Below are 23,278 nucleotides of genomic sequence, written 5' to 3' on the forward strand. Positions count from 1 at the left end.
GAGAAGTCCGCAAAGGAACCTGCCCAAGACGGCACCGCTGCTTCCCTTGTCGCGGGGCGGGACCGTGGGAAGGGCGAGCACGGCGGGGCCCCCCCGCCCCCCCCCCCCCCCCCCCCGCCTCGTTCCTCCCGACGATCGGTCCTGGCCCGAACCGCTACGCGGGAGTAGGTTTTCTCCCGACTTCAACTCGGGGGCATGACTATGGCATATGCCAGAGTGGCGCGTCCCTGCTGACAGGCCCGAGATGAGGCATCAATCTCGGCAACAGCCGCTCCATATCGGCCTCTTGGCGGCTATCGTGGACGGAGCCCAACTGTCCGGAACCTTTCCACGCAGGGGGAAGTCGTGGCGCTGAAACACGAGCCGACCACGCCGCAGCACTCGGTGCGGAACGCTCTGCGAGTGCTTGAGATCGTCGCCAGGCACGACACCGGCGTGACCGACACAGAGATCGCCCGGCAGACCAAACTGCCCGCACCCCGGCTCACCACCCTGCTCCGCATGCTGCGCCGCGAGGCGTACGTCGAACAGAACGCCGACGGCGCGTACGTCACCGGCCCCTCCCTCGCCCGTCTAGGCGCCGCCCAGCGCCGCGACCAGGTGCTGCGGGAGAAGCTCCAGGTGACCCTCGACGGCCTGCGCGACTCGATCGGCGCGGCCGTCTACATCAGCCGGTACGAAGACGGCGAAGTCAAGATCACCGACTGCGCGGACGGCCCCGGTACCCCGGCGGTCAACGAGTGGGTGGACTTCCGCTCCTCCGCGCACGCCAGCGCGGTCGGCAAGAGCCTGCTGACCCAGCTCGACCTGGACGGCCGCAGGGATCACCTCTCCCGCCACAAGATGGCCCGCCTCACCTCGCGGACGATCACGAACGAACGGGTCCTCCTGAACCGCCTCGCCGCCCAGCCCGCCACGGTCCCGGTCCTCGACCTCCAGGAGTACGCGGTCGGCACGGTCTGCGCCGCCGTCCCCATCACCGCGGGCTCCGCCGTCGGCTGCCTGGCCCTCTCCCTGCCGGTGGAGCACGCGCACCGGCTGCGGGAAGCGGCCGAGACGCTCAATCGCGGGGCCGCGCCGGTACTGCTCTCGCTGGCGATCTAGGGGCGCAGGTCAGCGGCCCCGGGCGCCGACCTGGGCACCGGTCCTGAGCACCCTCCGGGACCAGGTATTATTTTCTTGTCACCAGGCGCCGTTAGCTCAGTTGGTTAGAGCAGCTGACTCTTAATCAGCGGGTCCGGGGTTCGAGTCCCTGACGGCGCACAGACAGAAAGAAGCCCCTCGCGCGAGCGAGGGGCTTCTTTCGTGTTCCTTCGCCTTTCGCGTTCCTTCGTCTCCGCCGACCACGGGGCGGTGCCGACCACGGAACGGCGCCGCCCCCGAAACGGTCAGGCAAGCACCACCCAGTCCATGACGAGGGCGGCCACCAGACCGGCGGCGAGGAGATAGCTGCCGAGCCTGGTCCGTCCGCGCCTGCTGAGTTCGATCACCAGGCCACAGAGGACGAGCAGCAGCCCGTACACCCCCACGACCAAGACGGACGACCGGCTCGCCATGCGTACGGCGAGCACCACGGCCGCCGCGGCCATCAGCACCGAGGCCGCGGCGATCCGGATGCGCCGGGCCTGGCGCGGTGTGAAGCGCGGCGTGAGGCCCGGCGTGTCGCCTGCCTCTGTCTGGTCTGACGTGCTCATGGTTCAGGATCGTAATCGACCCGACCGATGGCCACTGCACGGATCGTCAGGTCGGCCCGTTCGGGGCGCCTGCGCCGCTCAGGCCCGCAGGCCTCACCGCGTCGGCGAACTGCTCGACCTGGCCCACCCGGTCCTTGAGCAGACAGCCGACGCCGGTGCGGCGCGCAGGCCCTTCCCTTACAGCAGCCCCTCCCGCCCCTGAGCCCGGTACTGGTCGAGCAGCGCGGCCACGTCCGCCGCGTCAAAGCGGCGATAGCCGCCCGCCCCGGCCTCGGGCCGCCACCACACAGGGTCCCCGCAACGAAACCCCTCCCCGCGCAGAGCAGCCCGCGCCACCTTGTTGGTGGCGGTGACCGGCATCCGCCCCACCACCCGCACAAAGCGAGGGGCCATCTTCGTGCCCAGGTCCGGTTGTGAGAGCAGGAACTCGGCGAAGGCCAGGGGGTCGAAGGAAACCCCCTCGCGCGGGGCGACCGCCGCCATCACCTGATCCCCCGCCACGGGGTCGGGCACCGCGTACACCGCCACCGCCGCCGCCTCCTCCCACCGCGCCAGGATGTTCTCGATCACCGCCGCCGCCAGATTCTCGCTGTCCACGCGGAGCCGGTCATCCGTACGCCCGGCGAAATAGAGAAACCCCTCCCCGTCCCGGTAGAAGAGATCCCCCGTCCAGTACCAGCCGTCCCGAAGCCGCGCCGCGTCCGCCTCCGTGTTGCGCCAGTACCCCTCGAAGGGCGTACGCCCCTTGTTCACCAACTCCCCTATCGCCGCACCCCCGTTCAGCAGCCGCCCGTCCGCCGCGAAGGAAGCGGGCGGGCACTCCTCGCGCGTACCGGGATCCACCACCACGAGCTCGTCCCCCGGCGCCGCCCGCCCGATCGCACCGGCGGGCGTCCCCGGCGTGCGCTGTATCGCGGCCCCGCCCTCCGAAGAGCCGTACCCCTCCACGAGCCGTACCCCGAACCGCTTCTCGAACCGCCCCGCGTCCACCGCCCCGGCCTCCGTGCCGAAGCCCATCAGGAGGGGGTTCTCCGTGTCGTCGGGGCGCTCGGGCGTGGCAAGGACGTACTGCACCGCCCGGCCCACGTACGTGAAGTACGTCGCCCCATGGGCCCGTACGTCGTCCAGGAACGCGGAAGCCGAGAAGCGGCGCCGCATCGCCACCCGCGCCCCGGCCGCGAGGGCGGGCGCCCAGTCCGCGATCACCGCGTTGCCGTGGAACATGGGCATGCAGATGTAGTGGACGCCGTCCGGGCCGAGCCGGAAGTGGCTGACCAGGGACTGGCCCGCCGCGGCCAGGCGGCCCTGACTGCAGATCGCGGCCTTGGGCGCCCCGGTCGAACCGGAGGTGAAGTAGAGGAGCATGCGGCTCTCCGGAGTCGCCGCGCTCGATATCTCCGGGCGCGCCCGCGCGTAGGGCGCGAGCAGTTCGGCGTAGGCCGCCGTGTCCGTCACCAGGAGGCGTACGCCCGGGAGTTCGAGGCCGTCGAGGAGCGCCAGGTGCGCCCGTTCCGTGACCAGGACCCGGCAGTCCGTGTGCACGATGTCGCGGGCCAGTTCGGCGCCCCGCCGCGTGGGGTTGATGCCCGCCACCGCCGCGCCCGCGAGCGCCGCCGCGCTCAGCCACAGGGGGTACTCGGGGGTGTTGTCGAGCAGAACGCCGACGTGTGGTTCGCCGCCTCTCGGCAGCAGATCGGCGAGGAGCGCCGCCCTCGCCGCTGCGCCCGCCGCGACTTGGTGGTGGCTCAGCTCCTGCTGCTCGAAGCGCAGCCCGGGACGGTGATCGCCCCAGCGAGCCTGTACGAGTTCCGCGACGGTACTCCCGGTGGCCTTCATGGCCGCGCACCATAATTGATGGCCCGTCAGATGAGGAGAGGGCCTGCGCGATCCCGCGCAGGCCCACCCGTCAGGAGACCGCTCAGAACTTGACGTCGGAGCAGGCGTAGAAGGCGTTCGACGTGTCGTGGACCGTCCACACCGCGACGATCACGTGGTGTCCGCTTCTGCCGCCGGGGATCGTCCCGGAGTGCGAGAGCGTGGCGGGCGGCTGCTGGCCGTTGTAGGGGACGTCGAGGAACGGGGTGGTGTCGAGAGCGGCCCGGGTCACCGGCTTGCTCTCGTCCCAGCCCTGCTTGGTTATGTAGTACTTGAAGTCGGTGGTGCGGTGGCGGGCGGTGAACTGCCAGCGGAAGGTGTAGTTCTGACCGGCGCTGACACTGGTCGTCGGCCAGGCGCCGCCGCCCGGCGCCTTCGGCTGATTGAGCGCGTCGAAGCCGCTGACGCCCGCCGAGCAGATCTTGCCGTCGGCCGGACCTGCCGCCGGGAAGCCCTTGGGGCCCTCGACGCTCTGCGGCTCGTACTGGATGGAACCGCAGCCGCTCACCGTGCCGTTGGAACAGTTGATCTGACGGCTGGCGGGCAGATCGGTGTAACCGTGACCGCTCGCGCCACCGGACGAGAGCGCGAGCGCCCCGACGGTGGTGGCGCCGAGCATGGCCGCGTAGATCTTCTTGTTTCGCATGCTGCCGCTCCAGGGGAAACGTGGGGATTCCGTGAGCCGTGCGCGCGCCGCGGCACCGCGTCACCGCGGGTGCGGCGGCGCGGCGGATGCAGTGAGTACTGCGGTAACTGCGGTAACTGCGGTCTAGACCAAGCCCAGATTATGGGCGGTAGTTGAACATGTCCATACCAATAGTGGAGACGATCCGATCGCAGCGTCGGCGCGACTTCTCCACCAGTTCACCGTTGGGACCGTCGTTCGTCGCCACCCACGCGGCCGCCCCTTCGGCCGTCCTGCCGCCCGCCAACTGTCGTTCGACGAGACGCAGTTGACGTACCTCCGCAGGTGCACGCACGTACCAGCACTCCCCCATGAGCCGCCGCGCATCGCGCCAGCCCGGCAGATCGCAGGCCAGATAGTTCCCCTCGGTGACGACGAGCCGGGCGGTCGGCGGGACGCGGTGCCGGGCGGCCACCGGCTCGTGGAGCGTGCGGTCGTAATCGGGTACGTAGATGTCGTGGCCGGTGTCCTCGATGACCCGGGTGAGCAGCGCGACGTATCCCCGGACGTCGAAACTCGGCTCCGAGCCCTTGCGGGAGGTGAGGGAGAGGCGCTCCAGCTGATCGTTCGAGAGATGGAACCCGTCGAGCGGCAGATACGCGGCACCCTCGCCGACCGCCTCCACCAACGCCCGCGCGAACGTCGACTTGCCCGCGCCCGGCGGCCCCGCGATCCCCAGGAGGGTGCGGGGCCGGTCCGCGGTCAGCTTCCAGGCGTCCGCGGCGAGGGCCGCGAGGGTGGGGGCGTGACGGGCGGGGGCTCGGTGGTCGGGGGCGTGGTGGTCTGGAGCGCGGTGGTCTGAAGCGCGGTGGTCTGAAGCGCGGTGGTCGGGGGTGCTGTCATCGGTCTCCATGCCCCGTATAGAACGCCACCGTCAGGTCCTTGACCAACGCCTTGCGCTCGTAGTCGTCGAGCTCGACCAGGCCGCGGGTGGTCAGCCGGGACACCGTGTCCTCGACGGAGTCCACCACCGAGGTGAGCACGCTGTCGCGGTGCCGCGCGTCCAGGGCGGCGACCCGGCGCAGGCGCATGGTGTCGGCGATCTCGGGGGCGTACTCGATGCGGGTCGGCTGGGCCGAGAAGATCTCGATGCCGACCGGCTCCGCCTCCGCCGCGAGCATCCGGGTCAGCGCGTCGCCGACGGCGTCCGCGTCGCGCAGGGTCGGGGTGTCGTCGTGGAAGGCGTCGGCGGGCAGCCGGGACAGGACCCGTGCCGTCGCGGCCTCGACGCACTCGCGCAGATACTCCTGGTGGTCGGCGACCCCGAGCGTCGCCCGCGCCGCGTCCTTGACCCGCCAGACGACGAGAACGACGACCCGCAGCGCGACCCCGCTCCGGTCCACCGCGGGCATCGGCTCACTGCGCCAGTGCCGGAGGCGTACGTCGACGCGGCGGCGCAGGAGGAGCGGGTTGACCCACATCAGGCCGGTGCGGCGGACGCTGCCGCGGTACCGCCCGAAGAGCGTGAGCACCCACGCCGTGCCGACCCGGCCCCGGGCCAGACCCCCGAACCCGAACAGCGCGAGCGCGCCCGACCCCGCGAGCGAGGCCCACTGCCCGAGCCCGAGCCCGGCGTACGCGTCGTATCCAACGGACCCGCCGGTCCCGCCCGTCCCACCGTGCGCGCCGTGCCCATCCGGCCAGGGCAGCCCGGCCGCTTGCGCCACCGGCTCGGGCAGCAGCCCCGCCCACCACAGCGCGGCCGCGCACCCGGCGACGCCCACGGCCCCGCCGAGCGCTCCGACGGCGCCGGGCAGCACACGCGCGGGGCGCTCGCCGAGCCCCGGGTCGACCTCGGGCATGGGCCGGGCCGCATACGCCGACGCCCCCACCGATGCCGACGCCGATGCCGATGCCGCAGCGGGCCGCCGGGCGGTACGCGGCTGCTCCCCCGTGCCCTGGCGGCGCCGCACCACGGCGGGCGCCAGCGATACCCCGGGGTCAGCGGGGTCGTCGCGGAAGAGCAGGTGGATGGGGATCTCGGTGGTGGCCTCGCTCTGGATCAGGCGCGGCGGGCGTGCGGTCGTGTCCGGGGCGCCGGTCAACCGCGGCTCCTCGGGCTGGGGGGTCTGTGACCGTGATGCCGCTGTCGCACTCATCCTTGCCTCCGCGTCATACGTGCCTCGATCTCATCCGCGACCTGGTCACAGGTGTGCCTCGGTCTGATTGATGACCCGGTCACATCTGTCACCCGGTCCAGCTCGCGCTCCGGCCGGACTCGTGACCCGGTCAGATCCGTGACCCGGTCAGATCCACGTCCCGGCCGGACTCGTGGCCCAGTCAGACCTGCGCCTCGGTCAGATCCATGTCCCGGCCAGATTCGTGACCCGGTCAAATCCATGACCCGGTCAGATCCACGTCCCGGCCGGACTCGTGACCCGGTCAAATCCATGACCCGGTCAGATCCACGTCCCGGCCAGATTCGTGACCCAGTCACACCCGTGACCCGGTCAGATCCACGTCCCGCCCAGATTCGTGACCCGGCCAAATCCGTGACCCGGTCAAACTCGTCCCTCGGCCAGACTCGCGCCCCAGTCACATCCGCAACCCGGCCACATTCGTGCCCATGTCTCATCCGCGCCGCTCTACTCCCACGACCTCCGTTACTCCCGTGACTCCCGTGCTCCCCATGACTCCCGTAACTCCCGTAACTCCTGTGACCCCCGTGGCTCCCACACCCCCCGTGACCCCCACACCCCCTATGACTCCCACGGCTCATGCGAACAACCGCCGCCAGGTCTCGGGCCCCGGATATCCGTCCGCCGCCGCCCCTCGCCAGCCCTGCGCCCGCTGGAACGCCTCGACGTTGCGCCGGTCGCTCTCGCTCCAGCGGGGGCCCGGCCCCTGGGCGTAGTGCTTGCCGAAGCCCTTCTTCACCAGTTGCCTGCCCAGCTTCTCGATGGACGGGCTGGACTGGCCGACGCGGAACACTCCCCTGCCCGGGTACGCCGGCACCTTGCCCTGGCTGCCGCCCCCGCCCGCTCCCGCGCCCGCCCCGGCGCCCGGGATGTCGCGGCCCTTGCCCGTCATCAGGTACGACCAGGTCGTGGGCCCCGGCAGACCGTCCGCGTCCCCGCCAGTCCAGCCCTGCGCCCGCTGGAACGCCTGCGTGGCCCGGCGGTCGGCGTCGCTCCAGCGCGGGCCCGGTCCTGTCTTGTAGTAGCGGGCGCCGCCCCGGCCGACCAGGGCCTTGCCGAGCTGCGTCACGTACTTGTTGTCGGCCCCGGGGCCGAAAGAACCCGCGCCGGGGTATCGCGTCCCCGTACTCGGCCCCGCGCCGCCCGGAGCACCACCGCTCACTCCCTTGTAGCGGTACGCCAGATAGCGGCTCCCATTGCTCCAATAGGCATAGGGAGTCGTCTGCTTACGGGCGTGCGGGCGGGCCTGTTCGTACGCGGTGTATTGCGTGTGCGCCGCGTTCGCCCAGCCGCCGAAAATCGTCACGTGCGACCCCTTCTCGGGGTTCGCGGGATTGTGGAAGAGGAGGATGTCGCCGGGCAGCAGCTGGCTCTTCGTAATGCGCGTCGCATACGAGGAGAGGCTCCCCGTCCATTCATTGCCGCCGAGATTCCAGGCCATCGAGACAAAGCCCGAGCAGTCCTGGCGGTATCCGTCGGGCCAGTACTTGCTCATGCTGTACGGCACCTTCGCCGTGACCCACTTCTGGGCGCGGGCCATGATCTCGGCCCGCGTAGTGGCCCGCGCCGCCGACGACACGGGACCCGGCGTACCCGGCGTGCCCGGCGCTCCGTGCAGCGCACTCGTGCCGCCCTGCGGACTGCCCGGCTCCGGACCCTGCCCCGGGCCCTCGTCCGACGGAACCCCTGGGACCCCTGGAACCCCTGGGACCCCTGGAGCCCCCGGAGCCCCGGCGGGCACCGCCCCCGGTGGTCGCGCCGGATGGTGGCCGCCCGGCACGGCATCGGGGGCCGCCGCCGCCGGAAGCACCTGGCCGCCACCGAGCACCGTGCCCGCCGCCGCGGCGATGACGAGGGCGCGCCGCGCGCCGTGTGCCGCCGGGTGGCCGCCCTCTCTTACGGGAAGCGCGTGGGTCATGGTCCGTCGCCAGTGAATGCATCCGGGACAGTCGCAGTCGCTCTCGGGGTCGAATTCCTCGAATTCCGGAGCACCCGCCGGAGCATCCTCCATGCGATTCCCCTCACACTCCAGGAAAGAATGTCTGCGTCGCATCTGCACAGTCGTCAGCTTCTCAACTGTCGCGCGATATCGCATGTTGACGGTCCGAATGATGGATCCGCCCCGCATTCACGGCCCCGCCACTCCCGGCAGCCGCCCCCGCAATGCCACCGGCGCCCTCCACGAGACCCCCCGCGAAGGCGCGGGCGCGGACCCCCGATGGTCCGGAGCACCCGCCCGCGTCCGGTAGAGTTCTCCAGGTCAGCAGGCGCCGTTAGCTCAGTTGGTTAGAGCAGCTGACTCTTAATCAGCGGGTCCGGGGTTCGAGTCCCTGACGGCGCACAGACAGCGAAAGCCCTCCGTTCACGCGGGGGGCTTTCGTGGTTCCCGTCCCGGGTCGCCACCCATCTCCGTACCGCTACCGTTGCGCCATGGCGCGCGACATACAGGAGCGGATCAAGAAGCTCATCATCGACCAGCGGCTGCCCTCCGGAGCCTCTCTGCCCACCGAGCCCGAACTGATGGAACGCCTAGGCGTCAGTCGGAACTCCGTGCGAGAAGCCCTCAAGGCACTGCAGGCGATGGGCATCGTGGAGATCCGGCACGGTTTCGGCACATATGTCGGACCCATGTCGATGGCCCCCATGATCGAGGGCCTCACCTTCCGCACGGTGGCGGGCCACTACCGCGGCGAGGACAGCCTGCTTCAGCTCCTGGAGCTGAGGGAGGCCGTGGAGACCGGGCTCATCGCCCGCCTCGCGGGCCGTATCCCGGACGCGGATCTGGCCGAACTGGACGCCCTCGTCGACCGGATGGACACCGAGGTGGCGGCGGACGACGGCCGGATCGGTCAGTCGGGTGCGGTTCACACCGAAACCGACCGTGCGTTTCACGCCACCCTCTACCGCTGTCTGCGCAATCCCCTGCTCGGTGAGGTCCTCGAAGCGTTCTGGGACGCCTTCCACAAAGTGCGTACGGACCTGGTGGACGTGCCGCAGGACCCCAAGGTGACCTGCCGGCAGCACCGGGAGATCCTCGACGCGGTCCGATCCGGCGATGTGCTCCGAGCGGAGCGGGCGATACGGGAACACTTCGGTAATATTCGAACGCGATTGAGCGCTCCTGCCCCAACAGGTAGCAACAGATAACTCAAATCGCTCGTATGACCGGTAAACACCTCGTTTCGCCCTTGCGATCATGGCTGGGGATGGAGAACCTGGTGCAAGAGCCATTGACTCCCATGAGGCAGGCGGTGCGGGGCAGTTGGGGAGCCCGGCCGGTATCCGCGGGAGATGGGGCGGGGGCCCCGTTCACGAAAAGATGCCGAGGGGGGCATCATGCAACCGGAAGGTAGCCGTTCCATGTCTAAGGGGACGGTGGCCTCTCACTGATGCGTCCGTGAAGGTCGGGGGACCGGGACGGACGGAAGGACCAACGAACACGCGGGTGACCGCGTGCGGGGGGATGACTCATGACGTCGACGCCGACGGGCGCCCGGCCGAACGATCCGTCAGAGACGACCCAACTGCGGGTGCCGTCGCACCGCACGGGCGGTTTCAGGCGTATCAAGAAGGCGCTTCCGAAGTACGACTACGAGCACTACAGCCGTCTCGCGGGGCCGCTCACGCAGCCCGATCCGACCAAGCCGTACAAGGTGCAGTACCGCTCCCTGCTCTCGCAGGAGCCGCACCGGATCAGAGCCGCGCTCATGCTGGGGGCCGCGCCGCTGCTCTCCCTGGTGCTGCTCGCCTGGCTGCTTCAGCCGACGCACTGGACGAAGCGCGACTACGTCTCGAACGACTGGCTGCCGACGCTTGACATAGTCATGCTCATATCCATCGGTCTGATCGAGTTCTTCCGGTGCATGAACGTGCTCTCGAACGCGCACGCCACGCTCGTCGCCCGTGACCCGATACCCGTGGTCCCCGAGACCGGCACCAGAGTCGCCTTCCTCACCTCCTTCGTGCCCGGCAAGGAGCCGCTGGAGATGGTGACGAAGACCCTGGAGGCCGCGGTCCGCATCCGGCACCGTGGCCTGATGCACGTCTGGCTCCTCGACGAGGGCGACGACCCCGCCGTCAAGGAAGTCTGCCTGCGGCTCGGCGTGCACCACTTCTCCCGCAAGGGCGTGGCGAAGTGGAACATGAGCAAGGGCCCGCACCGCGCCAAGACCAAGCACGGCAACTACAACGCCTGGCTCGACGCGCACGGCGGCGACTACGACTTCTTCGCGTCGGTCGACACCGACCACGTCCCGATGCCCAACTACCTGGAGCGGATGCTCGGCTTCTTCCGTGACGAGAACGTCGGCTTCGTCATCGGCCCGCAGGTCTACGGCAACTACGACAACTTCATCACCAAGGCAGCCGAGTCCCAGCAGTTCCTCTTCCACGCCCTGATCCAGCGCGCCGGCAACGCCTACGGCTCTCCGATGTTCGTCGGCACGAGCAACGCCGTACGCATCAGCGCCCTGAAGCAGATCGGCGGTCTGTACGACTCGATCACCGAGGACATGGCGACGGGCTTCGAGATCCACCGCGCCACGAACCCGAGGACCGGCAAGAAGTGGAAGTCCGTCTACACGCCGGACGTGCTCGCGGTGGGTGAGGGCCCCAACGCCTGGACGGACTTCTTCACGCAGCAGCTGCGGTGGTCGCGGGGAACGTACGAGACCATCCTCAAGCAGTTCTGGAAGGCGCCGTTCTCGCTGCCGCCCGGGCGGCTCTTCAACTACACGATGATGGTCATCTTCTACCCGATGTCCGCCATGAACTGGATCCTGGCCGCGCTCTCCTGCGCGCTGTTCCTCGGCATGGGCGCATCGGGCGTGAACATCGACCCGACGATCTGGCTCATGCTGTACGGCAACGCGTCGGCGCTGCAGATCGGCCTCTACATCTGGAACCGCCGCCACAACGTCTCGCCGCACGAGCCCGAGGGCTCCGGCGGTATCGCGGGCATGGTGATGTCGGCGCTCTCCGCGCCGGTCTACGCACGCTCCCTGCTGGACGCCGTGCTGCGCCGCAAGAGCAAGTTCGTGGTGACTCCCAAGGGCGATTCGGCGAGTCCGGACACGCTGTTCGGCACGTTCCGGATCCACCTGTTCTTCATCCTGGTCTTCAGCGGTTCGATGGCCGCCGCGTTCATGTTCGGCCATGTCCACCCGGCGATGATCACCTGGGCCACGTTCGCCCTGCTGATCACGGCCGCGCCGATCTTCGCGTGGCGGTGGAGCATGCGGCAGGACAAGAAGAAGCGCAAGTCGCAGCACGGGGCAGGTCCTTCGGGTCCGCCGACCGGCCAACACGCGAAGGTTCCGCAGCAGCGCGACGGCCTCGACGCCACAGCACAGCTGCCGCAGGCGCACGATGCCCCTCAGGCTCCGCAGGCGCCGCACGCCCCGCAGCAGAAGCCCAGCTGGGCGGCGAACGACCAGACCATGCAGATCGCCCTTGGGGGACGTAAGAAATGAAAGACCGCTCCAGCCGCCGCCGCGCCCGCCGCATCGCGATAGGCGCGGCGGTGGTCATAGCGCTGGCCGGGATGAACGGCCCGTGGCTGTGGCGCGTGGGTTCGGAGAAGTACCACGACTACAAGATCAACAAGCCGGAGTACAAGGCCGACAACGGCCACTGGCAGGTCGTGAACTTCCCCGAGGAGTACCGCCAGAACACGATCCACGCGGCGCTCCTGCACACCGGCAAGATCCTCCTGGTCGCCGGTTCCGGCAACAACCAGAAGAACTTCGACGCCAAGAAGTTCGACACCCGCCTGTGGGACCCGGTCAAGAACACGATCAAGAAGATCAAGACGCCCGTCGACCTGTTCTGCACCGGCCACACCCAGCTGGCCAACGGCAATCTCCTCATCGCGGGCGGCACCCAGCGCTACGAGAAGCTCAAGGGCGACACCACCAAGGCGGGGGGCCTGATGGTGGTGCACAACGAGGACCCGGACAATCCGATCACGCTGCCGTCGGGCACGAAGTTCACCGGCAAGAAGAACGGCAAGACGTTCGTCTCCAAGGACCCGGTCGTCGTCGAGCGCGCCAAGAAGGTCTTCGACAAGGCGACCGGCGCGTTCGTGCGCAACGAACCGGGCCTCGGCCGGGTGTACGTGGAAGCGCAGCAGAGCGGCACCAAGCACGAGACGGGCACGCAGGACAACTACCGCGTGCAGGGCCTCAAGGGCGCCGCCACCCGCAACACGTACGGCATCGCGCAGAAGCTCGCCCTGGACAAGAAGGACTTCCAAGGGATCAAGGACGCCTTCGAGTTCGACCCGGTCGCCGAGAAGTACATCAAGGTCGACCCGATGAACGAGGCCCGCTGGTACCCCACGCTGACCACGCTCTCGGACGGCAAGGTGCTCAGCCTCTCCGGCCTCGACGAGATCGGCCAGCTGGTCCCGGGCAAGAACGAGGTGTACGACCCCAAGACCAAGAAGTGGACGTACACCAAGCAGGTCCGCCAGTTCCCGACCTACCCGGCCGTCTTCCAGCTGCAGAGCGGCAGGCTCTTCTACTCGGGATCGAACGCGGGCTACGGCCCCGACGACGTCGGCCGCAAGCCCGGCACCTGGGACCTGGAGACGAAGGGCAGCTGGAAGGGGATCCCGGGGCTGAGCGACCCGAAGCTCCTCGAGACCTCCAACACGGTCGAACTGCCGCCCGCGCAGGACCAGAAGTACATGGTGGTCGGCGGCGGCGGTGTCGGCGAGTCCAAGGAGTCAAGCAAGAAGACCCGCATCGTCGACCTCCTGGACGACAACCCGAAGTTCGAGGACGGCCCCGAGCTGGAGAAGGGCACCCGCTACCCGCAGGCATCGACCCTGCCCGACGACACGGTGCTCATATCCGGCGGCTCGGAGGACTACCGCGGCCGCGGTGACTCGAACATCAAGCAGGCGCGGATCTACGACGCCAAGACCGGCAACATGCGGCGGGTCGCGGACCCCGAGGTCGGCCGCAACTACCACTCGGGCTCGATCCTGCTGCCCGACGGCCGCGTGATGTTCTTCGGTTCCGACTCGCTCTACGCCGACAAGGCCAACACCAAGCCCGGCGAGTTCGAGCAGCGCATCGAGATCTACACCCCGCCGTATCTGTACCAGGGGTCGCAGCCGGGGCTCTCCGGCGGGCCCAAGGAGATCAAGCGCGGCGGGTCAGGAACCTTCAAGACCCAGCACGCCTCGGCCATCAAGACGGCCCGCCTGATCAGGCCGAGCGCCTCGACGCACGTCACCGACATCGACCAGACGTCCGTCGCCCTCGACCTGAAGAAGTCCGCGGACGGCGTCACGGTGACGATTCCCAAGGAGCGGAGCCTGGTCGAGTCCGGCTGGTACATGCTCTTCGTCACGGATGATCAGGGCACCCCGAGCAAGGCCCAGTGGGTCCACGTGCCGTAGCCCCGTAAGGGGCGCGAGGAACTGCGCGAGCAACCAAAGAAAAGCCGCGGTCGCGTCTGCTCACCAACTCAGCAGACGCGACTGCGGCTTTTCGCGGACGAGGGCTACTACTTCGCCGCCTCCGCGAGGCCCTTCGCGTACTCCGGCCACCAGGCCCCCGCCTTGGGCCCACCGCGACAGGTGCCGTCGGACTCACCGGGCCGCTTGATCCAGAGATACGCGTCGACCAGCGGATCGTCCGTCTTGGTGGTGGGCGCCTCGCCGAGCGCGCGGCCGGGCGGGTTGCACCAGGTGTCCTTGCCCTTGGTGTAGGGCCCGTTGCCGTTGCGCGCGGTGTCGATGACGAACGGCTTGTTGCCGATCTTCGCCGAGAGCTTCTTGCCGAACTCCGTGCTGGCCTCGGTGGTCTGGAAGTTGGAGACGTTCACCGAGAAGCCGTCGGCCTGCTCGACGCCCGACCACTTCAGGGGCTCCCAGAGCGAGTCGGGGTTCTTCCAGCCCGCGTTGCCCGCGTCCAGGTACACCTTGGTGTTCTTCAGGGACTTGAGCTTCGCGATGGCGCCCTTGAGGAGGTCGTACCGCTCCTCGTGAAACTCCTCCGGCGTGCAGTTGTCGACCATGTGGAGCACCGCGTCCGGCTCCAGGATGACCGTGGCGCCACGGTCGCCGATGCCCGCGGCGACCTGGTCGATGAACTTCCTGTACTCGTTGCCGTCGGCCGCGCCGCCGCCCGAGTACTGACCGCAGTCACGGTGCGGGATGTTGTAGAGGACCAACAAGGCGTCCCTGTCGGCCTTCTGGGCGGCCTCGGTGAAGCCGCGTGCCTGGTCCTCCGCGTTCTCCGGGATGATCCATTCGGGAACCGGCTGCTCGGCGATCTTGCGGATCAGTTCGGCGTCGTCCTTCTTGCCGTCCTTCTCGTACGACGCGACCTGCTTGGCGGCGTTGCCCTCGGGGTTGACCCAGTACGGGTCGGAGCCCTTCGGCTGCTGCTTGACCGGCTGCCCCGAGGTGTCCTTGCCGTCATCGGAGGAGCACCCCGAAAGAAGCAGCGCCGCCCCCGCGAACACTGCCGCAGTCTTCACCCCCCGGCCCACGATCCGATGACCGGGGCCGGTGTTTTTGTGGTACATCCACTCCCCCTTGGGTGCACTGTCCGATTTCTCAATCCTGGCATACGCACTCCCGGCTCACGAGGTCCGCCCGCCCGCGACAGATACCTGTTGGAGAGCTGTTACAGCATCGAACCCGGGGGTAGTCGAGCAGAACGCGGGGTGGAGCTCATGGGGAGGAGACCATGCGGGATCACACCTCTGAATTACGACTGGCCCAGGTCCTGGTGGAGACCACGAACACCCTGGACGACGACTTCGACCCGGAGCGCTACCTGAGCCGGGTCGCGGGCCACTGCGTGGAGCTGCTCGACGCGTCCGCCGCCGGAGTCGTCTTCGAGGGCAAGGGCGCGCCCGCGATCGCCGCAGGCGGCCACCCCAAGGAGCTGGCACTCGCCCTGCTCGGGTCCCAACACAGCGGCGGCCCCTGCGTGGAGAGCCTCGGCACGGGGCTTCCCGTACCTCCGGTTCTGCTCGCGGCGGCCGAACCCGCGGAGCACTGGCCGGAGTTCACTACGCTCGCGCTGCGCCACGGAATCGGAATGACGTACGCGGTCCCGCTGCGCCAGCGCGAGACTCTGCTCGGCGCGCTCAACGTCTTCATGCCCGTGGTCCCCCTGGTCCCGCACACCGACAGGGAGTTGAGCCTGGCCCAGGCGATCGCCGACGCGGCCGCGGTGGGGCTGCACAATCACCGCGCCTACACGGAGTACCGGATCCTCGCCACACAGCTCCAGGGCGCCCTGACCAGCCGCGTACGCATTGAACAGGCCAAAGGCATACTCGCCGAGCGCTGGCACACTGGTGTGGATGAGGCCTTTGAGGCGCTGCGGCGGTACGCACGCAGAGAACGCCTGGTCATCGACCTGGTCGCCCAGGAGGTGATCAAGGGGACGCTCGACGACTCGGCATTGCGCGGGAGTTGATCCGAACCTTCCCGAAGGTCATTCCGGAAGGGCCATCACCTGCGATGATCACGGAGAGAAAGCGGAGCACGACTTGGCGTCAATCGCCCCCTAGGCTCCAGCGCTCATCCGTTCTAGAGTCGTCCCAACGGCCCAAGCCCCCGGCCTGATTGATCGTCCATCCCGCATTGCGGGGTTGGCCACCGAACCTCCCGCGCCGACGCCGGGTTACTCCCGCAGCTCGTGCGCGCGCGGTCGAGGACCAGCCCGGTCGACGGCTCCGGGGGGAGCGGGCCGCCGACCGGGCCGGGTTGTCCTGACGCAGGTAGACGCAGGCGTAGGCGTAGGCGGACACATACACCGTTGACAGTGTCCATGACCAACTGGGACTCTCCGGGACGACGCCGCCAAGGGGCCGCCGGGGGTGCCCCGTGGGCGCGAGCGCGGCGGGAGTGCCCTCGCGCCCCGGCCCACCCCCGGCACCATCCCTACGACCCCACTCCGGTGAGGTAGGCGGACACCACCACGTTCGCCGAGTACGTCTTGGTCGCCCGGTCGAACGTGCCGCCGCAGGTGATCAGGCGGAGTTCGGCACGGCCCTCCTGGTGGGGGCCGTACGCCTTCTTCGCGTCGAAGCGGTCCCGGCTGAGGACTTGTACGTCGTCCACGGTGAACTCCGCGACCGAGCCGTCGTCCCGGGTCACCCGGACCTTCTCGCCCGGGCGTACCGCGCTGAGGTCGTAGAAGACCGCGGGGCGCGTCTCGGTGTCGACATGGCCCACGAACAGGGACGTGCCCGCCGCACCGGGGCGCGTACCGCCGCCGTACCAGCCGACGGAGCTCGCCTGCGCGAAGGGCGGCGGATCGATGGCGCCGTCCTGATCGAGCCCACGCGTGATCACGGGAGCCCGCACCTTCAGCGAGGGGACATCGACGCGCTGCGGCTTCGCTGCACCCAACGGCTCGTGCGCCTGAGGGAGTTCGACGTCGAACGGCCGGCCCACCGCGGCGACGTCCCCGTTCGTGGGCTCCGACACACCGCCGCGTACGTCGGTGATGTCACTGCCCCACAGCCAGAGCCCCACAAGGAGCAGCGCCCAGGCGACCCCGGTGAGGAATCGCCCGTGCCCAGCCGGTTTCTCATGGCCCGACATCTCGGTCGTCGCCCGTCACTCGGAGCGGCGCCGACGGACACTGCGGAACGCCACGGCCACGGCCGCCACCCCGGCGAGCACCAGGCCGATCACCGCGTGCCGGGTGCCGGGACCCGCCTCCTGGGCGTGCGCGGCCAGCTGTGCGGTGCCGCCGCCGCCCGCGTGGACCGGCGAGACGGGGGTGGAGTGGTGCTGGACGACCTCCACGGAGCCCGCGCGCTGGTGGGGGTGGCCGTCGCAGTCGACGGTGACCTCGTACGAGCCGGAGACGCCGCTCCTGATCCTGGCGGAGCCGTTCAGCGAGTACTTGTCGCCGTCCCTGCCGGTGAGCTTGGCGTCCCCCTCGAACGCCCCGGACCCCGCGGACCCGGTCGTGCCGTCACAGCCCGTGACGCTGATCTCCACCTGGGTCCCGGCCGCCGCGCTGGACGGGGAGATCGTGGCCTGCACTTTGCCCTCGTCATGGGCGTACGCGGGCACCGTGGCGGCGACGGGAAGCGTGGCGAGGACAGCCGCCCCGGCTATACCAGCGACACCACGCAGGGTGAGTGAACCTCTACGCATCGTGAACCTCCTGTTTCGAGGTTCACGCGCGGCGGCACGTCACGCCTCCCGTGTGCGGCAAACGGGTGGTGTCACACGCGGTCGACGAGGTCCGCGATCGAGTCCACGATGTTGGAGGGCCGGAAGGGGTACTGGTCGATGTCGTCCCGGGTGGTCAGGCCCGTGAGGACCAGGAAGGTCTCCATTCCGGCCTCGAGACCGGCGAGGACGTCCGTGTCCATGCGGTCGCCGATCATGGCGCTGGTCTCGGAGTGCGCCCCGATGGCGTTGAGCCCGGTCCGCATCATCAAGGGGTTCGGCTTGCCCGCGAAGTACGGGGTCCGCTTCGTGGCCTTGGTGATCAGCGCGGCGACGGCGCCGGTGGCGGGCAGCGGTCCCTCCGTGGAGGGCCCGGTCTCGTCCGGGTTCGTGCAGATGAAGCGGGCTCCGCCGTTGATGAGACGTACGGCCTTGGTCATCGCCTCGAAGGAGTACGTACGGGTCTCGCCGAGCACCACGTAGTCCGGGTCGTGGTCGGTCAGGACGTACCCGATGTCGTGCAGGGCGGTGGTGAGCCCCGCCTCGCCGATCACGTACGCCGTGCCGCCCGGCCTCTGATCGTCCAGGAACTTCGCGGTGGCGAGCGCCGAGGTCCAGATGTTCTCGACGGGCACTTCGAGGCCCATGCGGGTGAGGCGGGCCTGGAGGTCGCGGGCGGTGTAGATCGAGTTGTTCGTCAGGACCAGGAAGGGCTTCCCGGACTCCCGGAGCCTCTTGATGAAGGCGTCGGCGCCGGGGATCGGCACGCCCTCGTGGATGAGCACGCCGTCCATGTCGGTGAGCCACGATTCGATGGGCTTGCGCTCTGCCATGGGGTGCACTCCTGCGGTCTTCGGTGAAGCGGGTGTGGGCTGAGAGGCGCCGGGACAGCTCTGTGCCGACGGCCCTCAGCCTAATCAGGATGCGGTGATCGTGAACCCCTCGATCACCCACGATCGTCCCTTGATCGCCCCTCGGCCGCCCCTCGGTCGTCGGTCAGCTTCCCGTGGCCGACTTCCAGTCCTCGACGTACGTCTGGAGGTTCTTGGATATGTCGGACCAGTCAGGCTCGAAGATCTCGACCCCGTCGATGATTCCGTCGAGCGCGACCGCGTTGGCGTCGGTGGCCTTGATGTCCTTGCGCGCCGCGAAGCCTCCGCCGATCTCGCTGACCTGCTGCTGGGCCTTCTGACCGAGCAGGTAGTCGAGGAACTTCTTGGCGTTGGCGGAGTGCGGGGCCTTGTTGACCAGGCCGGCCGCGTAGGGCAGGGCGAAGGTGGTGGGCTTGCCGCCCTCCTTGGCCGGGAACCAGATGCCGAGGTTCGGCATGTCCTTGGACTGGGCGTGATTCATCTGGACGTCGCCGTTGGCCGCGAGGAGTTCGCCCTTGTCGACCTTGGGTGCGAGCTTGCCGGTGGAGGCGGACGGGCCGACGTTGTTCGTCTGAAGCTTCTTCAAGTAATCCATGGCGGGCTTCTCGCCGCCGAAGTCGTGCATCGCCTTGATGAGCACGGCGGTACCGTCGCCCGCGACGCCGGGCGTGGAGTACTGGACCTTGTCCTTGTACGAGGCGTCGGTGAGGTCCTCCCACGTCTTGGGTGCCTTGCCGCCGCCGAGCTCCTTCTTGTTGTAGATGAAGCCGAAGTAGTTGTTCACGACGGAGGTCCACTTGCCGTCGGTGGCCTTGTCGGCGCCGTCGACCTGGGCAGAACCCTCGGGCTTGTAGGCCTGGAGCAGGCCCTTCTCGTCGGCCTGCTGGATGAACGGCGGCAGGGTGATGATGACGTCGGCCTGCGTGTTGGACTTCTCGCGGACGGCACGCTGCACCATCTCGCCCGAGCCGCCCTCGACGTAGTTCACCTTGATGCCGGTCTTCTTCTCGAAGTCCTTGAAGACCTGGTCGTACCAGCCGTCGCCGTTCTCGCCCTTGAGGCCGTCGGCGCTGTAGACGGTGACTTCCTTCGCGTCGGACGCGGAGGAGTCGCCACCGCACGCGGTGAGGGAGCCCGCGAGGACGAGGCTGCCGGAGAGGGCGGCGAGCGTGCGGGTGCGGAACCGGGTGCGGGTGCGGGTGCGGGTGGTGCGAGAGGACATGACGTTCGTACTCCTTGGGGAAGCCTGAGGAAGTCGGAGGAAACCTGAGGAAGTCAGCGGTAGGAGGCGCGGGTGCGGATGCGGGAGACGCCGAAGAGGACGAGCAGCGTCGCCGCCATCAGGACCACGGCGACGGCGGCACCGGTGAAGAGGGAGCCGCGGTCGGTGGCCGCGTAGATCCGCACGGGCAGCGGCATCCAGTCCGGCGGGTAGAGCATCATCGTGGCGCTCAACTCGCCCATGGAGAGCGCGAAGCAGAGGCCCGCGGCCGCGGTGAGCGACGGCAGCAGGAGGGGCAGCTTCACCTTCCACAGGACGTACGCGGGCCGGGCGCCGAGCGACGCGGCGGCCTGTTCGTACGCCGGGTCGAGTCGGACGATGGCAGCCGAGACCGACTGGTAGGCGAACGCGGTGACAAGAATCGTGTGCGCGAGGATCACGATCCAGCGCGTGCCGTTGAGGATCATCGGCGGCTTGCTGAACGCGACGAGGATCGCGAGCCCGACGACGACGGAGGGCACGGCCACCGGCAGCATGAAGAGGGTGTCGAGGACGCGCTTGCCTGCTCTCTTCAGCGAGGCGGCGGCGAGCGCGGCCCAGGACCCGACGGCCAGTGCGATCAGGCTGGCGCTGACGGCGGTGACCAGGCTGGTGGTGAGCGCCTTGAGCGAATCCCCGCGGGTGGCGGACGCGTAGTGCTCCGTGGTGAATCCGGAGGGGAAAGCGCCGGACCACTGCGAGGAGAACGAGGCGGCCAGGATCACGAGAAGGGGAAGCGCGAAGAGAGGCAGGAAGAGGACGAGGAAGAGAACCCAGGTGGCCCACTTCCCCTTGCGGCTATGCACCAACACGACGGCTCACCACCCGGTAGAGGCTGTAAAGACCCACGGAAATCGCGATGTTGACCACGGCGACGACACAGGCGGCCGGATAGTCGGATTCGAGAATGGCCTTGCTGTAGACGAGCATCGGGAGAGTCGTGACCCCTTTGGCGCCGGTGAAGAGGACGATCCCGAATTCGTTCAGACACATGACGAGTACGAGGCTGCCGCCCGCGGCGAGGGCGGGCAGCGCCTCGGGCAGGATGACCCGCCGGATGACGCGTCCCGGCCTCGCTCCGAGGCTCGACGCGACTTCCAGTTGCGCGGTGTCGATCTGCGAGAACGCGGCGAGCAGGGGGCGCATCACGAAGGGCGTGAAGTACGTGATCTCGGCGAGGAGTACGCCCCACGGGGTGGTGAGGAATTGGAACGGTCCGTCGACGGCCCCGGAGGCGTCCGTCCACATCCCGTTGGCCATGCCCTTGGTGCCGTAGATGAACAGCAGGGCGAGGGTGATGAGGAAGGACGGAAAGGAGAGAAAGACGTCGATGAACCTGGCGACGGCTTTCCCTCCCGGGAACGGCACGAAGGCGATGACGAGCGCGAGCGCGAACCCGAGCACGAGACACCCGGCCGTGGCCCCGACGGCCAGCCACACGGTGGTCCCGAGCGCCTCCCGGAACGCTTCGGACGCGAAGACGTCGGAGTACGGCTGGAGGGAGGTCCCCCCGGTATCGGGCTGGACGGACTGCTGGACGACGAGGGCGAGGGGGTAGAGAAAGACGAGGGCGAGGGCCGCGACGGGGGGCAGGGCCCATACGAAGGCGGGCACTTGGCGGCGCTTGCGCGCCGGGCCTCCGCCCGCCCCACTCCCGTGCAGGCGCCCCGGCTGACCGGGCTGCTGCTCCTTCTGTGGGCAGGCGTTCCGCACGGCGGAACGGGTGGGCACAGCCTGCAACCCCGGTTCGGAGTCGAAGAGGCGTCCATCAGAGCTACCCATCGGCCACACCACCAGCCAGCAGCACCGCATCCTCGGGCGCGAAGTGCAGCGTGACCTCGTCACCGATACCCGGCGGAGTCCGCAGCTCCCGAAGGTCCGCCTTGACTCGCTGCCCGGCGACATCGACGTACAGCCGATGGGTGGCCCCCCGCCACTGCACCTCGGCGACGCGACCGGAAAGGGCATTGGGGCCGTCCCCCAGTCCCACCAGATGCGGCCGCACACACAACGTGGCAGTGGCCCCCCGAGCCGCCTCCCCCGTGTCGACCTTCAGGTCGGTACCACCGAACGAGACGGCGCCGGACCCCACCCGCACCGCGAGGAGATTCGCGTTGCCCACGAACGAAGCCGTGAACTCGGTGCGAGGCGCCCGGTAGAGCTCCTGCGGAGTCCCGCAGTCCCGCAACCGCGCCTTGTCCATGACGGCGATGCGATCCGCCAGGGTCAGAGCCTCCACCTGGTCATGGGTGACGTACAGAATGGAGACGTCGGGCAACTCCCGGTGCAGCCGGGCGAGTTCCCCCAGCATCCCCGACCGCAGCTGCGCGTCCAACGCGGAAAGCGGCTCATCGAGCAGCAGCACCCCCGGCCGAATGGCCAACGCTCGCGCGATGGCGACCCGTTGCTGCTGCCCTCCCGAAAGCTCTCGGGGAAACCGCTGGGCGTACGAGGCCATCCCCGTCATCTCCAGCGCCTCGGCGACCCGCCCCGGAATCTCAGCCTTGGGCACCTTCTGCGCCTTCATGCCGAAGGCGACATTGTCCGCGACCCGCATGTGCGGGAAGAGCGCGTACTGCTGGACGACCATGCCGATCCCCCGCTGGTGCGGCGGAAGGCCGGTGACATCGCGCTCCCCGATGAACACCCGCCCGGACGCGAGCCGCACGAACCCGGCGACGGCCCGCAGCGCGGTCGTCTTGCCCGAGCCCGACGGGCCGAGCAGGGCCATGACCTCGCCGGGTTCGACGGTCAGGTCGAACGCGTCCAGGACGGTGTTCCCGCCGTAGGCGACCGAGACGTTCTCGAAGCGAATGCCGCTGCGTACGAGCGCGGGGGCGGGCACGGGGGCGGCGCGGCTCACTCGCCAACACCCCTGAGTACGCGCGGCAGTTCGGCGACCGACCCGAGTACGCGCGGCAGTTCGGCGACCGACCCGAGGACGTGGGTGGCCCCCGCCCCCCGCAGCGCCTCGGCGTCATGCGCCCCGGTGAGCACCCCGGCGACCACACCGGCCCCGGCCCGCACCCCGCTCCTCATGTCGTACGCCGTGTCGCCCACGACCGCGATCTGCCGGACGTCGTCCACCACCCCCGTCCGCAGGAAAGCGCTGAGCACCATGTCCGGGTAGGGCCGACCACGGCCACCCGCGTCGGCCGGGCACAGGGTCAGCTCGACGAGGTCCCGCCACCCCAGCGCGTCCAGGATGGCGTCCTGCGTGACGCGGGCGAACCCGGTGGTCAACACCACGGTCAGACCAGCCGACTTGAGCTCCTCGACCGCTGCGCGCGCACCGGGGATCGGCGCGATCAGACCGCCGTCGACGAGTTCCCCGTACGCCTTCTCGAAGGCCACGTTGGCCCGCTGGGCGAGCGCCTCATCGCCGAACAGATGCCGGAAGACGGAGATCTTGGACTCGCCCATGGTGGCGCGTACGTAGTCCAGCTTCTCGGCGTGGTCGGCGGAGTCCGGCTCGCCGCCGAGTTCCCGCGCGGCGGCGGAGAAGGCCCGCTCCACGAGCCCGCCGTCCGCGACGGTGGTACCGGCCATGTCGAGGACGACAAGCCCGCACCGCGTGTCCAACTCCCGCATC

At 69.2% G+C, this 23,278-nt stretch carries 20 protein-coding genes and 2 tRNA genes; 7 read left to right on the forward strand and 15 right to left on the reverse strand.

The genetic code is table 11. The features are described 5' to 3' along the window. Window positions 1–345 precede the first annotated feature (345 nt). Window positions 346–1,104, forward strand: coding sequence for an IclR family transcriptional regulator (locus ACZ5CR_RS22375; RefSeq protein ID WP_468859983.1), 759 nt, complete (start codon window positions 346–348; stop codon window positions 1,102–1,104). Between the two features lie 85 nt (window positions 1,105–1,189). Further along, a tRNA-Lys gene (locus tag ACZ5CR_RS22380) sits at window positions 1,190–1,263 on the forward strand. Window positions 1,264–1,388: 125 nt separating this feature from the next. On the opposite strand, the gene ACZ5CR_RS22385 is transcribed toward ACZ5CR_RS22380, so the two are convergent. The 6 genes from ACZ5CR_RS22385 to ACZ5CR_RS22410 form a co-directional block, all read right to left on the reverse strand. Beyond that, the gene (locus tag ACZ5CR_RS22385) at window positions 1,389–1,694 is read right to left on the reverse strand and encodes a hypothetical protein (protein ID WP_468859985.1); all 306 of its coding nucleotides are present in this window, start codon (window positions 1,692–1,694) and stop codon (window positions 1,389–1,391) included. Between the two features lie 177 nt (window positions 1,695–1,871). After that, window positions 1,872–3,530: an AMP-binding protein gene (locus tag ACZ5CR_RS22390; protein WP_468859987.1), complete on the reverse strand. Its 1,659-nt coding sequence runs from the start codon at window positions 3,528–3,530 to the stop codon at window positions 1,872–1,874. Between the two features lie 82 nt (window positions 3,531–3,612). Continuing rightward, window positions 3,613–4,215 (reverse strand): lytic polysaccharide monooxygenase auxiliary activity family 9 protein, encoded by a 603-nt coding sequence (locus tag ACZ5CR_RS22395; protein WP_468859988.1) that lies wholly within the window; start codon window positions 4,213–4,215, stop codon window positions 3,613–3,615. Window positions 4,216–4,354: 139 nt separating this feature from the next. Continuing rightward, window positions 4,355–5,107: a nucleoside/nucleotide kinase family protein gene (locus ACZ5CR_RS22400; protein WP_468859990.1), complete on the reverse strand. Its 753-nt coding sequence runs from the start codon at window positions 5,105–5,107 to the stop codon at window positions 4,355–4,357. Further along, window positions 5,094–6,353: an SPFH domain-containing protein gene (locus tag ACZ5CR_RS22405; protein WP_468859992.1), complete on the reverse strand. Its 1,260-nt coding sequence runs from the start codon at window positions 6,351–6,353 to the stop codon at window positions 5,094–5,096. Before ACZ5CR_RS22405 ends, ACZ5CR_RS22400 begins: the two co-directional genes overlap by 14 nt. A 616-nt stretch (window positions 6,354–6,969) precedes the next feature. Then, on the reverse strand, window positions 6,970–8,403 hold the full coding sequence (locus ACZ5CR_RS22410) for a peptidoglycan-binding protein (protein ID WP_468859994.1): 1,434 nt from the start codon (window positions 8,401–8,403) through the stop codon (window positions 6,970–6,972). A gap of 256 nt (window positions 8,404–8,659) precedes the next feature. On the opposite strand from ACZ5CR_RS22410, the gene ACZ5CR_RS22415 reads away from it, so the two are divergent. The 4 genes from ACZ5CR_RS22415 (at window position 8,660) to glxA (ending at window position 13,800) form a co-directional block, all read left to right on the forward strand. After that, window positions 8,660–8,733: transfer RNA gene (locus ACZ5CR_RS22415), tRNA-Lys, on the forward strand. Window positions 8,734–8,822: 89 nt separating this feature from the next. Further along, complete coding sequence (locus ACZ5CR_RS22420; RefSeq protein WP_468859996.1) at window positions 8,823–9,539, forward strand: FadR/GntR family transcriptional regulator; 717 nt, start codon at window positions 8,823–8,825, stop codon at window positions 9,537–9,539. Between the two features lie 323 nt (window positions 9,540–9,862). Further along, window positions 9,863–11,863: a glycosyltransferase family 2 protein gene (locus ACZ5CR_RS22425; protein WP_468859998.1), complete on the forward strand. Its 2,001-nt coding sequence runs from the start codon at window positions 9,863–9,865 to the stop codon at window positions 11,861–11,863. Then, window positions 11,860–13,800 (forward strand): radical copper oxidase GlxA, encoded by a 1,941-nt coding sequence (gene glxA, locus ACZ5CR_RS22430; RefSeq protein ID WP_468859999.1) that lies wholly within the window; start codon window positions 11,860–11,862, stop codon window positions 13,798–13,800. The genes ACZ5CR_RS22425 and glxA overlap by 4 nt, the downstream gene beginning before the upstream one ends. A gap of 107 nt (window positions 13,801–13,907) precedes the next feature. On the opposite strand, the gene ACZ5CR_RS22435 is transcribed toward glxA, so the two are convergent. After that, window positions 13,908–14,933 (reverse strand): glycoside hydrolase family 6 protein, encoded by a 1,026-nt coding sequence (locus ACZ5CR_RS22435; RefSeq protein ID WP_468860001.1) that lies wholly within the window; start codon window positions 14,931–14,933, stop codon window positions 13,908–13,910. A gap of 164 nt (window positions 14,934–15,097) precedes the next feature. Between ACZ5CR_RS22435 and ACZ5CR_RS22440 the strand changes: the two genes are divergently transcribed. Further along, the gene (locus ACZ5CR_RS22440; protein WP_468860003.1) at window positions 15,098–15,838 is read left to right on the forward strand and encodes an ANTAR domain-containing protein; all 741 of its coding nucleotides are present in this window, start codon (window positions 15,098–15,100) and stop codon (window positions 15,836–15,838) included. Between the two features lie 467 nt (window positions 15,839–16,305). On the opposite strand, the gene ACZ5CR_RS22445 is transcribed toward ACZ5CR_RS22440, so the two are convergent. From ACZ5CR_RS22445 to ACZ5CR_RS22480, 8 genes are all read right to left on the reverse strand, one after another. Beyond that, a complete protein-coding gene (locus ACZ5CR_RS22445) occupies window positions 16,306–16,971 on the reverse strand; it encodes a class F sortase (protein ID WP_468860005.1) in 666 nt (221 codons plus the stop codon). Between the two features lie 15 nt (window positions 16,972–16,986). Continuing rightward, window positions 16,987–17,535 carry a hypothetical protein gene (locus ACZ5CR_RS22450; RefSeq protein ID WP_468860007.1) on the reverse strand — a complete coding sequence of 183 codons (549 nt, stop codon included), beginning with the start codon at window positions 17,533–17,535 and terminating at the stop codon, window positions 16,987–16,989. 71 nt (window positions 17,536–17,606) lie between these two features. Next, a complete protein-coding gene (locus ACZ5CR_RS22455) occupies window positions 17,607–18,386 on the reverse strand; it encodes an HAD-IIA family hydrolase (RefSeq protein WP_468860008.1) in 780 nt (259 codons plus the stop codon). Between the two features lie 163 nt (window positions 18,387–18,549). Next, on the reverse strand, window positions 18,550–19,647 hold the full coding sequence (locus ACZ5CR_RS22460) for a 2-aminoethylphosphonate ABC transporter substrate-binding protein (protein ID WP_468860010.1): 1,098 nt from the start codon (window positions 19,645–19,647) through the stop codon (window positions 18,550–18,552). A gap of 53 nt (window positions 19,648–19,700) precedes the next feature. After that, entirely contained in the window at window positions 19,701–20,498 is a 798-nt protein-coding gene (locus tag ACZ5CR_RS22465) for an ABC transporter permease (RefSeq protein WP_468860012.1), read from the reverse strand. Next, window positions 20,485–21,468: a 2-aminoethylphosphonate ABC transporter permease subunit gene (locus ACZ5CR_RS22470; protein WP_468860014.1), complete on the reverse strand. Its 984-nt coding sequence runs from the start codon at window positions 21,466–21,468 to the stop codon at window positions 20,485–20,487. Before ACZ5CR_RS22470 ends, ACZ5CR_RS22465 begins: the two co-directional genes overlap by 14 nt. After that, window positions 21,461–22,549, reverse strand: coding sequence for an ABC transporter ATP-binding protein (locus ACZ5CR_RS22475; RefSeq protein WP_468860016.1), 1,089 nt, complete (start codon window positions 22,547–22,549; stop codon window positions 21,461–21,463). The genes ACZ5CR_RS22470 and ACZ5CR_RS22475 overlap by 8 nt, the downstream gene beginning before the upstream one ends. Then, complete coding sequence (locus ACZ5CR_RS22480) at window positions 22,546–23,277, reverse strand: phosphonatase-like hydrolase (RefSeq protein WP_468860018.1); 732 nt, start codon at window positions 23,275–23,277, stop codon at window positions 22,546–22,548. The genes ACZ5CR_RS22475 and ACZ5CR_RS22480 overlap by 4 nt, the downstream gene beginning before the upstream one ends. Window position 23,278: the final 1 nt, after the last annotated feature.

The organism is Streptomyces sp. NPDC031274 (assembly GCF_055570235.1).

What these genes read in the sequence shown, in the direction of transcription:
- ACZ5CR_RS22405 (WP_468859992.1), bottom strand. Translation starts at nt 6,353, where the DNA reads ATGAGTGCGACAGCGGCATCACGGTCACAGACCCCCCAGCCCGAGGAG.
- ACZ5CR_RS22480 (WP_468860018.1), bottom strand. Translation starts at nt 23,277, where the DNA reads ATGCGGGAGTTGGACACGCGGTGCGGGCTTGTCGTCCTCGACATGGCC.
- ACZ5CR_RS22470 (WP_468860014.1), bottom strand. Translation starts at nt 21,468, where the DNA reads ATGGGTAGCTCTGATGGACGCCTCTTCGACTCCGAACCGGGGTTGCAG.
- ACZ5CR_RS22435 (WP_468860001.1), bottom strand. Translation starts at nt 14,933, where the DNA reads ATGTACCACAAAAACACCGGCCCCGGTCATCGGATCGTGGGCCGGGGG.
- ACZ5CR_RS22455 (WP_468860008.1), bottom strand. Translation starts at nt 18,386, where the DNA reads ATGGCAGAGCGCAAGCCCATCGAATCGTGGCTCACCGACATGGACGGC.
- ACZ5CR_RS22440 (WP_468860003.1), top strand. Translation starts at nt 15,098, where the DNA reads ATGCGGGATCACACCTCTGAATTACGACTGGCCCAGGTCCTGGTGGAG.
- ACZ5CR_RS22395 (WP_468859988.1), bottom strand. Translation starts at nt 4,215, where the DNA reads ATGCGAAACAAGAAGATCTACGCGGCCATGCTCGGCGCCACCACCGTC.
- ACZ5CR_RS22445 (WP_468860005.1), bottom strand. Translation starts at nt 16,971, where the DNA reads ATGTCGGGCCATGAGAAACCGGCTGGGCACGGGCGATTCCTCACCGGG.
- ACZ5CR_RS22400 (WP_468859990.1), bottom strand. Translation starts at nt 5,107, where the DNA reads ATGGAGACCGATGACAGCACCCCCGACCACCGCGCTTCAGACCACCGC.
- ACZ5CR_RS22410 (WP_468859994.1), bottom strand. Translation starts at nt 8,403, where the DNA reads ATGGAGGATGCTCCGGCGGGTGCTCCGGAATTCGAGGAATTCGACCCC.
- glxA (WP_468859999.1), top strand. Translation starts at nt 11,860, where the DNA reads ATGAAAGACCGCTCCAGCCGCCGCCGCGCCCGCCGCATCGCGATAGGC.
- ACZ5CR_RS22460 (WP_468860010.1), bottom strand. Translation starts at nt 19,647, where the DNA reads ATGTCCTCTCGCACCACCCGCACCCGCACCCGCACCCGGTTCCGCACC.
- ACZ5CR_RS22420 (WP_468859996.1), top strand. Translation starts at nt 8,823, where the DNA reads ATGGCGCGCGACATACAGGAGCGGATCAAGAAGCTCATCATCGACCAG.
- ACZ5CR_RS22385 (WP_468859985.1), bottom strand. Translation starts at nt 1,694, where the DNA reads ATGAGCACGTCAGACCAGACAGAGGCAGGCGACACGCCGGGCCTCACG.
- ACZ5CR_RS22450 (WP_468860007.1), bottom strand. Translation starts at nt 17,535, where the DNA reads ATGCGTAGAGGTTCACTCACCCTGCGTGGTGTCGCTGGTATAGCCGGG.
- ACZ5CR_RS22425 (WP_468859998.1), top strand. Translation starts at nt 9,863, where the DNA reads ATGACGTCGACGCCGACGGGCGCCCGGCCGAACGATCCGTCAGAGACG.
- ACZ5CR_RS22390 (WP_468859987.1), bottom strand. Translation starts at nt 3,530, where the DNA reads ATGAAGGCCACCGGGAGTACCGTCGCGGAACTCGTACAGGCTCGCTGG.